The following is a 12,384-nucleotide window of genomic DNA, read 5'->3' on the forward strand; positions in this document are numbered from 1 at the left end:
GAGCAACGCTTCCCATAATATCGACGCCCAGCGCGTGAGCTTCATTCTCAACGAGTTGCGTCTGCCCGCGATTAAGGTCGTCTGGCCCGACTTCACGCAACGGGCTGACAAGGAGGGCTGGCCTGGTGCACGCCTGCTTGCTGCCATCGCTGAGCATGAAATGGCTGAGCGCGATCGACGTCGGATCGAACGGCATCTGAGCGATGCCCGGTTGCCTGCGGGCAAAACCCTCGACAGCTTCGCCTTCGATGCTGTGCCGATGATCTCGCGCGCTCAGGTGACCGCGATGTGCTCTGGCGATGGATGGCTCGAACAGGGCGCCAACCTCATCCTGTTCGGGCCGCCGGGCGGAGGAAAGAGCCATCTCGCCGCCGCCATCGGCCTTGCCCTCATCGAAAATGGCTGGCGCGTCCTGTTCGCCCGCACTTCTGACCTTGTCCAAAAGCTCCAGGTCGCACGTCGCGAACTCGCGCTCGAAGCTGCCATCACCAAGCTCGACAAATATCATCTGCTGATCCTCGACGATCTGGCCTACGTCGCCAAGGATCAGGCCGAGACCTCTGTTCTGTTCGAACTGATCAGTGCCCGCTACGAACGCAAGTCCATGCTTATCACGGCAAACCAGCCCTTCGGCGAATGGAACAGGATCTTCCCCGATCCTGCCATGACGCTGGCAGCTGTCGATCGCCTTGTCCACCACGCCACCATCTTCGAGATGAACGTCGAGAGCTACCGCCGCCGAGCTGCCATCCAGCGACAATCAAAGGCCGGCAGACCACCAACCTACGCGACAATCAAAGCCGTCGACGAAATGTCGCTCCGCGACAATCAACCCGCCCAATAGCTCTTGCCAGCGTCAATCAACACAGCCAAACAGGAACAGTCGCGACAATCTGTTCTCATCCTGATTGACGCCCGCCTCTCATCCAGATCGTCGCGCTATACACGCAACTCCTCAAGGGTACGGTCCCGCAATGGCCGCAAATACCATGCTGCCCGACCGACCCAGTCCGCCAGGGTGGAGCGATCGAGCTTGATATCCTGCCGGGCGTAGATCTGAGCCTGTCGGTATAAAGGAACATGATCGGCATACTTCGATACCAGCACCTGGGCGATCAGCGCTTCGGTCGGGATCCCGCCTTCGACTATCCGCGCCGCAGCAGGAGCCTGGACGATCGCGCCCTCACAGGAGCGACAGCCATAACGCGGGCGTCGTGTCACCAGCACGCGGAAGGTCGTGGGAACGACGTCTAGCCGCTCGGCAACATCTTCGCCGATCTGATGAAGCGCCCCGCTGCAGCAAGGGCAGACCTTCTCCTCAATATCGACAATCTGTTCGATCCGCTCGAGATGCGCGGGCAAGGAGCCGCGGTTGGTTTTACGGGGCTGATCGCTGCGGGAACGCGGTGCAACAGCATCTCTTGCAGCACGGGCATGTCCAAGGGCTATCTCGACATCCTCCAGTCCCAGCTGGAGCTGATCGGCATCGAGTTGCTCAGACCGGCGACCGAAACGATGCCGCATGAAGGCATCGATAATCGACTGAAGGCGCTCGATCTCGGCGTCCGCCTCGCCCTTGGCAACGACCAGTTCTGTCAGCCTGACCTCAGATGCGGCCCGCTCCTCCGCCAGCATCCGGGACTGCTCCAGGACGAGCGCGCGAAGCGCGTCGATGTCTTCTGGCAGGTCCGCTTGCATGAGCATGGTAACAATGAATCAGTGAGGCAAAGCCCCGTCAACCGGCAATTTGCGGGGCCTGCGGTCGACGGCCGCCATGAACCCGGCGCCAGTCCAATCCCTCCAGAAGCGCGCCTAGCTGGGCGGCGGAAAGACGCATCACGCCGTCCTGGATGCCAGGCCACTTGAAGCTGCCTTGCTCCAGACGCTTCGCCATCAGGCACAGCCCGGTCCCGTCCCACCAGATCAGCTTGATCCGATCGGCACGCTTGGCCCGAAAGACATAGATCACGCCGGAAAAGGCATCGCCGCCATAATCTGCGCTCACCAGCGCCGCCAGGGCATCAGGCCCTTTGCGGAAATCCACCGGGCGCGTCGCCACCATGACCCGCGTGCCCGGACCGATCCCGATCACCGCTGTACCTGCAACGCCTGGATCACTGCTGCCACCAGATCGGCCTTAGCCGTACCTCCAATCCGAACGACGGCGCCTCCCACCTCAACCTCTATTGCGACATCGCTCGACAATGGCTTGGGACTGTCGGCCATGACAGGCACGAACATCGGCTCCGCATGGCTGGTGGCCCGACCTGCTTCCAACACATAGCGCAGCTCCCGGCGCCAAGTGTAGAGCAACGACGTGCGAATATCGTGCTGGCGGGAGAACTCGGCGATGTTGCCGCAACGCGCCATCTCCCCGACTATCGCCAGCTTCTGCTCCAGCGTCCAGATCCGTCGCCGACCTGCCATGCTGCGGAGCACCTCAGGGCGGCGAACAGGCTCCAGACCAACTCCAGTGTGGGTGTCCAGTGCGCTCGTAAGGCTGTGGGCTTCCATACCGACCAACGTCTGCCCTAATCACCACATCGAACAAGGTGGGTGGGAAACAGCGCATACACTGCTCATACGAGCGGTCGTATGAGTAGTCGGATAGAGATCGTTAGCCGTGTGTCAGGCCGGCGGCGGTGGACGGTAGAGCAGAAGCTGGCCGTGCTGCGGGATGCATTCGGGCCGGAGGGCTGCGTGCGCGCGGCCTGTGAACGCCATGATGTCGGCAGCGGCTCGATCTACACCTGGCGGCGCCAGGCGATGTCCGGTGAGCTTGCCGGGGTTCGCAAGTTGGCCGAGCCGGCATTTGCGGAGGTGCAGATCAGCGAGCAGCTAGCCTTACCCGCCCCAACGGTCGCGGCGCGCAGCGGCGGCGTGATTGGCATCGAGTTGCCGTCGGGTATCAGGGTAAGCGTGGATGCCACGGTCGATGCCGATGCCCTGTCGCGGGTGATCGGCATCCTGACGCGATGATCCCGCTGCCGCCATCGACGCGGATATTCCTGGCCTGCGGCGCGACAGACATGCGCAAGGGTTTTGACGGCCTTGCCGTGATGACGCAGCAGGTTCTGGAGCAAAGCCCGCATTCCGGCGCGCTGTTCGCCTTTCGCGGCAAGCGAGGCGATCTGGTCAAGCTGCTTTGGTATGACGGCCAGGGCATGTGCCTGTTTTCCAAGCGGATGGACCGGGGCCGGTTCGTGTGGCCATCGACCAAGGCCGGGTCGGTGGTGATGACCGCGGCCCAGCTTTCCATGCTATTGGAAGGCATCGACTGGCGACGGCCGGAGCGCACTTTCACCCCATCACTCGCGGGGTAAAACGCCCATTTTCCCGCGCTTTTACTGGCATTGTGGCGGTTGTTCCGCTATAGGATCGCGGTGTCGGACGCAGGCCTTTCCACAGCTGACAAAGACGCTCGGATCGCCGAGCTCGAATCTGCTTTGGCGGCCGCCCACGCCGATATTTCGGCTCGTGACATCCTGATCGACACGCTGCGCGTGCAGATCGCGCGCCTCAAGCGGATGCAGTTTGGCAAGTCGTCCGAGAAGCTCGACGCCCAGATCGCCCAGCTTGAACTGGCGCTCGAAGAACTCGAAGGCGAGGCCATCGTCGCTGCCGCGCGTCGAGCCGATCTGGCACAGGCTGATCGGCCGTCGCCTGTTCGGGCGCTGCCCGCCCATCTGCCACGCGAAGAGCAGCGGATAGAACCCGAGCAGGGCACCTGCACCTGTCCCGAGTGCGGCGGTGCGCTGCGGCCGCTGGGGCAGGATAGCGACGAGATGCTCGATGCCGTGCCGGTGCAGTGGCGCGTCGTTCGGACCATCCGCCCCAAGTATAGCTGCCGCGCCTGCGAGAAGATCGTGCAGGCGCCCGCACCGGTAAAGGCGATAGCGCGCGGCAAGGCGACCTTCGGCACGCTGGCCCATGTCGTCGTCTCCAAGTTCGACCATCATCTGCCGCTTTACCGCCAGGCCGAGATCATGGCTGCGCAGGGGGTCGAGATCGACCGCTCGACGCTGGCAGGCTGGGTGGGACAGGCATCCGTGCTGCTCGACCCGATCGTCAGTCGCATTCGCGAGGTCGGCTTGACCGCCTCGAAGATCCATACCGACGATACGCCGGTTCCCATGCTTGATCCGGGACGCGGCAAGACGGCGACTGGCAGGCTGGACTTGTAACGGTTTTGTGCCGGTCACCTATCTCATTATGCCACCTTGGCTTCGAACGCGAGCGGGCTGATGCCGCCTAGATATGAATGGCGGCGACGGGTGTTGTAGAAGCCATTGATGTACTGAAAGATGGCGGCTTCTGCCTGACGCCGCGTCGGCCAGCTCTGCCGCCAGATGAGTTCCGCCTTCAGGGATTTGAAGAAGGTCTCGACGGACGCATTGTCGTAGCAATTTCCCTTGCCGCTCATTGATGGACGCAGGCCATAGGCCTGCAGCTTTTTCTGATAGTCGTAGGAGCAATATTGGCTACCGCGATCCGAATGGAAAAGGCAGCCCTCGGGAGGCTGGCGCAGGCGCACCGCCATATCCAGCGCCCTGATCGCCAGGTCTTTCTTCATCCTGTCGCTGACTGCCCAGCCTACGACGCGACGGCTATGCAGATCGAGAATGACGGCAAGGTAGAGCCAGCCTTCGGACGTCCAGATATAGGTGATGTCGCCGGCCCATTTACGGTTGGGCGCATCTGCGGCAAAATCGCCGTCCAGCCAGTTCGCTGCGACACCCAGGCGATGGTGGCTGTCAGTCGTAACCTTGTGCTTGCGCGTGCGGACTGGCTTGATCCCGTTGATCTTCATCAGCCGCCCGACCCGGCGCTCGCCAACATCGAGCCCTACCTCCTTCAACTCCATCGTCATGCGAGGACGGCCGTAGCTGCCAAGGCTCAGCCTGTACTGTTCCCGGATATGGGCCAGCACTTTCATATCTGTCCGCTCCCGCCTGCTGATCGGGCGCGAGCGCCAGGAACGATAGCCGCGTTCACTGACATCCATGACACGGCAGAGCAGTTCAACGGGCCACCGGTGCCGCCAGCTATGCACAAATGCGAACTTCACGGCCTTTGGCTCGCGAAGAACTGCGTGGCCTTTTTTAGCACTTCCCTCTCCTCCCGCAGCACACGGTTCTCAAGGCGAAGGCGTTCATTCTCACGCGCCAGATCTGCCTGCGGCGCTGAAACCAGATCACTGGGCCGATACTGCGATACCCACTTGCCCAGCGTCGACTTCCCTATCCCCAAATCCGATGCAACCCGATCGCGCGGCAACCCGCTGGTCAGCGCGATCCGTACCGCCTCTTGCTTGAACTCTTCTGTATGCTTGATCATCTCGTCGGTCTCCTGTTGCGAGCTCTAATCGCTCAGGTGACCGGCGCAAAACCGTTACAAGTCCAGGCTCTGGGCTTACGCCGTCGATGATCGTGGCTCCGGTGCCACGACCCCGTCGCTGGTCTGGTATGAGTTCACCACCGATCGCACCGGCGCGCATCCCCAGCGGCAGCTGGCCAACTTCACCGGCTATCTCCAGGCCGACGGCTATGCCGGTTATGACAAGCTCTACGACACGAACCGCGTCACCGAGGTTGCTTGCTGGGCGCATTTCCGGCGAAAGATATTCGACATCCACGCCACCAAGCCGACGTCGCTCACCACTGATCTGCTGGAACGCATCGGCCAGATCTATGAGATCGAGGCAGAGGTTCGAGGCCAGCAACCCGAGATCCGACGACGAAGCCGGCAGGACCGCACCCAGCCATTGATCGACGAGCTGCGCCAGGCACTCGACGATGCCCTGCGCCGTCTCTCGCCCAAGTCCGAGATGGCCAAGGCGATCGCCTATGGCCGCAAGCGCTGGGTCGCGCTGACGCGCTTCCTCGACGATGGGCGCCTGGAAATCGACAACAACATCGCGGAGCGCGCCATGCGGTGCGTGGCCCTGGGCCGTAAAAACTGGCTGTTTGCCGGGTCAAAGGCCGGCGGTGATCGCGCCGCTGCCGTCTATTCCGTCATCGAGAGCGCCAAACTCAATGGCCTCGAACCACAGGCATATATCGCCGACGTCATCGCCAAGATCGCGGACGAATGGCCTGCTGCCCGCTGGGATGAACTCATGCCGTGGAACTGGCGGCCCGATCAGCAACCGATCGCCGCAGCCGCCTGATCTGCGGTCTCCAGCCCACGCTTACGGACCTCTGATCGATGACCATTTCCAGATCGAGAGCGGCGAAGAGCGCATAAATCGAGGATAACCGGGTGCCTTCTTGTCCGGTCTCAATCTTGGAGACCAGTTCCTGCCGCAGGCCTGCCAGGCGGCCCAGTTCCGTCTGGCTCATACCGTTTTGCTTGCGCGCACGGTGGATGGCGGCGCCGAGTTGCTTGGGTGATCGCGCAATATGGGACATTAGCTAATCTCCTGACGGTCATTATGCTTCAAATCGCATAACTCATGAATATGCTGTTTTTAGCATAAAGCCCCTTTATGTGCTAATCTGCATAACTTGCTATTATGCGATTTGCCACATAACCTCGAGGGCAGAGAAACCCACGAGAAACACGCGCCAGCGCAGAGCAAACTGGGCTTTGATGAGTTTCTCAGCCCGGTGCTGGTTGAGATCGTCGCGTGGTGGTGTAAGCCCGGACCTGAATCGGCACTGCGCTCGCTGCTGACTTAAGCGGACTGTATCCCCCTTTGACGCTTCAGGCCGCTTGCGCTGTCGAACGAATGGAACGCAAAAACTCCACCTCCTCCGGGTGGCGATCGAGCAATTCGATCAGGCCCACAGCAGCATCACTAGGCGGTGTGGAGCCGCTCTCATATTTTTGGAACGCGCGGCGCCCGCCGCCGATCAGGCGTCCCGCCTCCTCTTGTGTCAGTTTCAGCTTGTCCTTCCTGATCCTCCGAACATGGGCACCATAGGCAGCCTTCAGATCGCGGAACGCTCGGTCAGACTCGGCGAGATCTTCACCGCTGTGGATGGAATCACTTTCATCGTCAGGATACCAGCCGGGCACATCCACTGCGCGCGACAAAGAACCGAAAGCCACGACTTGCTTTCGGACATCACGGCGCAAGGTCTTGCCCGTCTCGGGATGAACGCGTGTTTCAGTCATTGTCGGCCTCGTTGAAGGACGTAAGCACAACATCGATCAGCGTTTCGCCGGCGAACTTCAGATAGGGTCAGCGATCATCCTACGGCAGGTTGTAGGTGTCGTGCCATATCTTCGAGTTCGGCGGACTATGCGCCGTCTCCGACTTCACAAAATCGCCGGTTTCGAGCGCTTGAACCGCCTCCACGATGTCGTCGAGCGAATAGCCTAAGGCTCGCGCTCATAATAGCTGCGCGTTGCCTCCAGCGTTTCCACTCGGGCGAACTTCGATTTTACCGCCTCAAGATCATGATGCGGCCTGCGCTTGATCGCCATCGCCGATATACACCTTAAAGGTTAATTTTGCAAGGTAAGGGATATCCGATCAATCGGACATGGAGCCAGCAATCTACTCTCGCCTAAAATTTGCCTTCAGGACCTTCCCGCCGGCCTGCAAGCCATCAAGGTAGTTCGACCAGTGCCGCATCATCCTGACGCGCTCATCCCAGTGAGTGCCGCGCGCATAGGCTCGCCGAACATCATTGGATTCCACATGGGCCAACTGGCGCTCGATGGCGTCCGGATGCCACTTGCCCATTTCGTTCAGAAGCGTGCTGGCGGTGGCCCGGAACCCATGAGCCGTCACCTCGTCTTTCCCGAACCCGAGCCGTCGCAGCGCGGCATTGAGAGTATTGTCGGTAATCGGTCGATCAGCGGAACGAACGCTGGGGAAGAGATATTTGCCGCCGCCGGTAATCGGTTCCAACTCGGCCAGCATCTCCAGGGTCTGCTGTGTGAGCGGCACCTTATGGGGGCGACGCATCTTCGTCTTCGCCGCCGGTATGGTCCAGACGGCCGCCTCGAAATCGAATTCCTTCCATTCGGCCATCCGGAGTTCGCCGGGTCGAGGAAACATATGCGGCAGCATCTTCAGCGCGGTTCGCACGGTGGGCTGGCCGTCATGGGCATCGACTGCGCGAAGGAGACTACCAAGCGCCTTGGGCTCCAGGATCGCCGCCCGGTGTTGCGGCTTCGGCGTTATCAACGCGCCGCGAAGGTCGACGGCCACATCCCGTTGTGCGCGCCCGGTCACGATCGCGTAGCGAAAGATCGTGCCGAAGGTGCTGCGGAGGCGGTTGGCCGTCTCATACCGCCCGCGCACCTCAACCGTCCGGAGGACTTCCAGCAATTCGGGTGCAGTGAGATCTGCGATGGGCCGGTTGCCAATGAGCGGATAGGCGAGGTCGAGCAGCCAGCGCATCTTCTGGAGCGTCTTGGGCGCACGCCCCTCGATCTCAAGGCGGGCAAGCCATTCATCGGCTATCGCCTTGAAGGTCTCTTCCGATTTGGCCTTCGCCTCACGAACCTTGGCCTTCCGAACTTCAATCGGGTCTTGTCCATCTGCCAGCGCTTCCCGCGCCGCTGTTCTCTTCTCGCGAGCCTTCGCGAGAGACACTTCCGGATAGCTGCCAAGGGAAAGCGTCTTCTGCTGGCCGAGAAACCGATAGTTCATCCGCCAGAGGCGGCCACCAGTTGGTGCAACCAGGAGATATAGCCCCAAGCCATCGGCCAATTTATAGGGCTTATCCCTTGATTTTGCAGCGTTTATTGCCGTGACGGTGAGCGCCATGATGGTATCTCCATGATGGTATTTTTCGGAATACCATCAAAATACCATCACCGAGGGGTGGCTGCCAGTGCACCCCCGGGGACGTAGGGGGACGATGGGTTAGTCAAAAACCCACGTTTTCCGCCATTTTCTGGACGGCTCTGGATGCTGCTGGATAAGGAAAAAAGAACAAATGGTGCCCGGGGACGGAGTCGAACCGCCGACACTGCGATTTTCAGTCGCATGCTCTACCAACTGAGCTACCCGGGCACGGGGTTTCGGCGAAGCGTCCGCCGATTGGAGGCGTGCCTATAGGCGTCAATCGAAGGGGCTGTCCAGCCCTTCCTCGCGGTTTTTTTGCTGCATATCGTTGGCAGGAGGACCAGCGACGCGATAGCCTTCGCCCAGCCATTGCAACAGATCCCGATCCCGGCAGGCGGCACTGCAAAAGGGACGGCTTTCTGGCCGAGAAGGCGCAGCGCAGACGGGGCAAGTGGCGGGTTTAGGCGACATGGCCACCGGATATGGTCAGGGCCGGATCAGCGCGCAAGCCCACCTCTCCGCCGCGCCGCCGCGCGAGCAGATCGATCCAGTCGGGGCGCTGGCGCAGCAGGTCGATAACGGCGGGCGCAGCGATCAGCGTCGCCGCACCGCCCGTCCCGTGTCGCTCGGCCCGCCGCAGCAAGGCAAGCGCGGCCGTCAATACGACGTTGTCCAGCAGCAATTCCATCAGGTTCGCTCGCTCCCGACGGCGGATGATCTGCAGGAAGCCAAAGCCATTCACCGCCGTCCGCTCGAACGGGAGAGGAAGATATTTGTCGATCTGGGCGGCGGCGATCATCCGCTCGTCCTTGTTGTTCATCGTCGGCAGATCAATGCCGATCGATCCGCTCAATCCCATGCGGCGAATGGTCTGCGCTGCCAGTTTGGCGCCCTTGGGGCCGAGCTGCGCTGGGGGCAAGGACCCATCAACATCGATCAAAAGCATGGCGGGCGTCAGATAGAGGCGCAGGGCAGCCGCTTCGGTGCCCACCTCCCCGCTCATGGCCTCCTCCATCAATTCGCTCCAGCCATGCGCTTCCAGACGGTCCTCTTCATGCGCCGGGCATGGCACGACGGGGACGCCGGTCGCGCGAATGCGCTGGAGCAGGCTGGGGCCGGGGTGCGGTTTGACGCCGGGCGGCGCAACGCGGGCCTTGGCGCGTTTGGGCCGCCCCTCCTCGGCAATCGCCTCGCGCAGGATTTCGACCAGCACAGTGGCGCCTTCGGCCAGACGCGGCGGAATCGGCTCCAGCAGCGCTTCCTCACCCGACAGCAGCCGCACGACTCCGCGCTTCTTCGGAATTAGCGTGGCGATCAGCCGCCCCTGCACCACCGCCCCCGCGCGCGCCGCCTCGGTCTCCCGCTCGACCAGCGCCTCGACCAGCCGACCATGCTCGATCAGCCCGGCCCGCGCTTCGCCAATTCCTTCTTCATAAAGCCATTCGGCCATTGTCTGTCCTAGTCGAGAGAATAGCCCGCGGCTTTCAGCAGCGCGCGGGTTTCATAAAGCGGCAAGCCCATGATTGCGCTATGGCTACCCTGGATCGCGCGGATCAGTCCAGCGGCCCGCCCCTGGATCGCATAGCCGCCCGCCTTGCCCCGCCATTCATCACTGGCGATATACGCATCGATCTCGGAGCGGTCCAAGGGCTTGAACGTCACGATATTGATCGACAGGCGATGGCGCGCCACGCCCTTGCCATCGATCAGCGTTATGGCGCTGAACACGCGATGCCGCCGCCCCGAAAGCAGGCTGAGGCATGCGCGCGCCTCATCTTTCGCCTCGGCCTTGGGCAGGATGCGTCGCCCCGCCGCCACGACCGTGTCGCCCGACAAGACAAGCGCGCCAGCATGGCGACCGGCGACCAAAGCGCCTTTTTCGGCCGCCACGCGCGCAGCATAGACCGCGGGCAATTCCGCCTTATGAGGGGTTTCGTCAATATCGGCAGGGTCCACCGCATCAGGGACAACGCCGATTTGCCCCAGAAGGTCACGCCGTCTGGGGGAAGCCGAAGCAAGGATGAGCCGCATCGTGTCTGCGGCTTATTTGAAGCGGTAGGTGATCCGACCCTTGGTCAGGTCGTAGGGTGTGAGTTCGACGAGCACTTCGTCACCCACGAGCACGCGGATGCGGTTCTTGCGCATCTTGCCGGCCGTGTGACCGAGAATTTCGTGATCATTTTCCAGCCGCACGCGGAACATGGCGTTGGGGAGAAGCTCCACAACCTGTCCGCGCATTTCAAGCAGTTCTTCTTTGGCCATAATATCCCGGATATGCGAAAAATCGCGCCGCCATAGCGTTAAACGGTGCAAAATGAAAGTCAGGCGTGCAAACCGAATTTTTCGCCGGCCGCATGCAGGGCCGCGAAAATCCTATCGAGCTGTTGAGCATCGAGACAATATGGCGGCATCAGGTAAATGGTGTTGCCCAGCGGCCGAAGCAAGAGGCCGCGGTCCTGAAAGAAAGCACGCAGGCGGGGCGCCAGATCCGACAGATATCCCGCATCCGGCGTTACTAGGTCGATCGCGACGATCGTGCCCGCCTGACGCGGATTGGCGAAGGCGGGACTGCACGCAAGGGTCGCGAGTCGATCGGCCATGGTTTGCGCTAACTGCTTGATCCGCCCCAGCACATCCTCCTCGCGCCAGATCGCCAGATTGGCGACCGCTGCGGCGCAGGCGATCGGGTTGGCGGTGTAGCTCGACGAATGGTAGAACAGCCGCGCGCGATCGGTCGATCGGTGCGCCTCGAAAATCGGTGCGGTAGCCAGCGTCGCCGCCAGCGGAATGGCCCCGCCCGTGATTCCCTTCGCCACCGCCATGATGTCCGGAACGACCCCGGCCTGCTCGCAGGCGAAGATCGTCCCGGTCCGCCCCCACCCCGTCATTACCTCGTCAGCGATGAACAGGACACCGTGGCGACGACAAATGGCCGCCATCTCTCGCAAGACGTCGGCGGAATAAACGAACATGCCGCCTGCCCCTAGGATCAACGGCTCAATGACAAAGCCCGCGGGATGCCGGGCGCAGGCCGCCTCCAGCGCATCTAGGCACGCCTGTTCCCGTCCTGGAGCGGGAAAGGGGATGGTGTCGACATCAAACAGCAGCGGCGTCCAGGCAGCATTGTAGACGCCCCGCTCCCCCACCGACATCGCGCCGATGGTGTCGCCATGATAGCTATGTTCCAGTACGAGGATGCGGCTGCGCGGCTGCGCCAGGCCATCCAGTGCCAGATTATGCCAATAGCCAAGCGCCATCTTGAGCGCGACTTCGACCGCCGTGGAGCCGCTGTCGGAATAGAAGACGTGCGCCAGTTTCGGCTGGTTATCCGCACGGGGCGCCAGCGCGATCAGGCCCCGCGCGACCTCTTCAGCCGGTTCGTGAGTATAGCCGGCAAAGATCAGTTGATCGAGCGTTCCGGCCTGCTGCGCGATGGCTGCGGCGATGCGGGGATGGCAATGACCGTGCGTCGTCACCCACCAGCTGGAAATGGCGTCGATCAAAGTCGAACCATCCGCCAGATGCAGCAGCGCCCCTTCGGCGCGAACTACATGGGGGATGGCTTCGTTGAGGCCATGCTGGAAAAAGGGGTGCCAGACAGGAGAGGTCATGGACGCCCCTTAATCCAAGGTCCTGAT

Annotated in this window: 15 protein-coding genes, 1 tRNA gene and 3 pseudogenes; 5 read left to right on the plus strand and 14 right to left on the minus strand. The window is 61.8% G+C overall.

Annotated features, from left to right (window positions below; genetic code table 11):
* Positions 1-19 precede the first annotated feature (19 nt).
* On the plus strand, positions 20-844 hold the full coding sequence (gene istB / locus SKA58_RS14125) for an IS21-like element helper ATPase IstB (protein ID WP_083784919.1): 825 nt from the start codon (positions 20-22) through the stop codon (positions 842-844).
* A 101-nt stretch (positions 845-945) separates the two neighbouring features.
* Here the strand turns inward: istB and SKA58_RS14130 are convergent.
* The 3 genes and pseudogenes from SKA58_RS14130 to SKA58_RS14140 all read right to left on the minus strand — a co-directional run.
* Positions 946-1,635 (minus strand): annotated as a pseudogene (locus SKA58_RS14130) (IS66 family transposase); the annotation flags it as partial.
* Between the two features lie 100 nt (positions 1,636-1,735).
* Positions 1,736-2,092, minus strand: a complete 357-nt coding sequence (gene tnpB / locus SKA58_RS14135) for an IS66 family insertion sequence element accessory protein TnpB (RefSeq protein ID WP_009823144.1) — start codon at positions 2,090-2,092, stop codon at positions 1,736-1,738.
* Positions 2,089-2,427 (minus strand): transposase, encoded by a 339-nt coding sequence (locus SKA58_RS14140; protein WP_037543664.1) that lies wholly within the window; start codon positions 2,425-2,427, stop codon positions 2,089-2,091. Before SKA58_RS14140 ends, tnpB (SKA58_RS14135) begins: the two co-directional genes overlap by 4 nt.
* Before the next feature lie 168 nt (positions 2,428-2,595).
* Between SKA58_RS14140 and tnpA the strand changes: the two genes are divergently transcribed.
* The 3 genes and pseudogenes from tnpA to tnpC (SKA58_RS14155) all read left to right on the plus strand — a co-directional run.
* Complete coding sequence (gene tnpA / locus SKA58_RS14145) at positions 2,596-2,979, plus strand: IS66-like element accessory protein TnpA (protein WP_037543215.1); 384 nt, start codon at positions 2,596-2,598, stop codon at positions 2,977-2,979.
* Complete coding sequence (gene tnpB / locus SKA58_RS14150) at positions 2,976-3,323, plus strand: IS66 family insertion sequence element accessory protein TnpB (RefSeq protein WP_009823147.1); 348 nt, start codon at positions 2,976-2,978, stop codon at positions 3,321-3,323. Before tnpA ends, tnpB (SKA58_RS14150) begins: the two co-directional genes overlap by 4 nt.
* 60 nt (positions 3,324-3,383) lie before the next feature.
* Positions 3,384-4,175 (plus strand): annotated as a pseudogene (gene tnpC, locus SKA58_RS14155) (IS66 family transposase); the annotation flags it as partial.
* 35 nt (positions 4,176-4,210) lie between these two features.
* Here the strand turns inward: tnpC (SKA58_RS14155) and SKA58_RS14160 are convergent.
* Positions 4,211-5,337, minus strand: a protein-coding gene (locus tag SKA58_RS14160; RefSeq protein WP_115288562.1) for an IS3 family transposase whose coding sequence is annotated in 2 segments (ribosomal slippage) — positions 4,211-5,106 and positions 5,106-5,337 — 1,128 coding nt in all. Because the reading frame shifts where the segments join, the coding sequence is not laid out codon by codon here.
* Positions 5,338-5,401: 64 nt separating this feature from the next.
* Here SKA58_RS14160 and tnpC (SKA58_RS19550) point away from each other — a divergent pair.
* A pseudogene (gene tnpC, locus SKA58_RS19550) lies at positions 5,402-6,169 on the plus strand (IS66 family transposase); the annotation flags it as partial.
* Here tnpC (SKA58_RS19550) and SKA58_RS19555 read toward each other — a convergent pair.
* The 10 genes from SKA58_RS19555 to SKA58_RS14215 all read right to left on the minus strand — a co-directional run bounded on the left by SKA58_RS19555 (position 6,117) and on the right by SKA58_RS14215 (position 12,357).
* A complete protein-coding gene (locus SKA58_RS19555) occupies positions 6,117-6,410 on the minus strand; it encodes a helix-turn-helix domain-containing protein (RefSeq protein ID WP_083784911.1) in 294 nt (97 codons plus the stop codon). The pseudogene tnpC (SKA58_RS19550) and the gene SKA58_RS19555 overlap by 53 nt on opposite strands.
* Positions 6,411-6,705: 295 nt before the next feature.
* The gene (locus tag SKA58_RS14175; protein WP_009823152.1) at positions 6,706-7,119 is read right to left on the minus strand and encodes a type II TA system antitoxin MqsA family protein; all 414 of its coding nucleotides are present in this window, start codon (positions 7,117-7,119) and stop codon (positions 6,706-6,708) included.
* 79 nt (positions 7,120-7,198) lie between these two features.
* Positions 7,199-7,303 (minus strand): hypothetical protein, encoded by a 105-nt coding sequence (locus SKA58_RS20360; protein ID WP_232209435.1) that lies wholly within the window; start codon positions 7,301-7,303, stop codon positions 7,199-7,201.
* 201 nt (positions 7,304-7,504) lie between these two features.
* Complete coding sequence (locus SKA58_RS14185; protein WP_037543221.1) at positions 7,505-8,725, minus strand: tyrosine-type recombinase/integrase; 1,221 nt, start codon at positions 8,723-8,725, stop codon at positions 7,505-7,507.
* A 173-nt stretch (positions 8,726-8,898) separates the two neighbouring features.
* Positions 8,899-8,974, minus strand: a tRNA-Phe gene (locus SKA58_RS14190).
* Between the two features lie 48 nt (positions 8,975-9,022).
* Complete coding sequence (locus SKA58_RS14195) at positions 9,023-9,217, minus strand: DNA gyrase inhibitor YacG (protein ID WP_037543222.1); 195 nt, start codon at positions 9,215-9,217, stop codon at positions 9,023-9,025.
* Positions 9,207-10,196 carry a hypothetical protein gene (locus SKA58_RS14200; RefSeq protein WP_009823156.1) on the minus strand — a complete coding sequence of 330 codons (990 nt, stop codon included), beginning with the start codon at positions 10,194-10,196 and terminating at the stop codon, positions 9,207-9,209. The genes SKA58_RS14195 and SKA58_RS14200 overlap by 11 nt, the downstream gene beginning before the upstream one ends.
* Before the next feature lie 8 nt (positions 10,197-10,204).
* A complete protein-coding gene (locus SKA58_RS14205; RefSeq protein WP_037543225.1) occupies positions 10,205-10,777 on the minus strand; it encodes a Maf family protein in 573 nt (190 codons plus the stop codon).
* Positions 10,778-10,789: 12 nt separating this feature from the next.
* Positions 10,790-11,008: a translation initiation factor IF-1 gene (gene infA, locus SKA58_RS14210; RefSeq protein ID WP_003049127.1), complete on the minus strand. Its 219-nt coding sequence runs from the start codon at positions 11,006-11,008 to the stop codon at positions 10,790-10,792.
* Between the two features lie 59 nt (positions 11,009-11,067).
* Complete coding sequence (locus SKA58_RS14215) at positions 11,068-12,357, minus strand: adenosylmethionine--8-amino-7-oxononanoate transaminase (protein WP_009823158.1); 1,290 nt, start codon at positions 12,355-12,357, stop codon at positions 11,068-11,070.
* Positions 12,358-12,384 lie beyond the last annotated feature (27 nt).

This window comes from Sphingomonas sp. SKA58, assembly GCF_000153545.1.
GTDB classification, from domain to species: domain Bacteria; phylum Pseudomonadota; class Alphaproteobacteria; order Sphingomonadales; family Sphingomonadaceae; genus Sphingobium; species Sphingobium soli.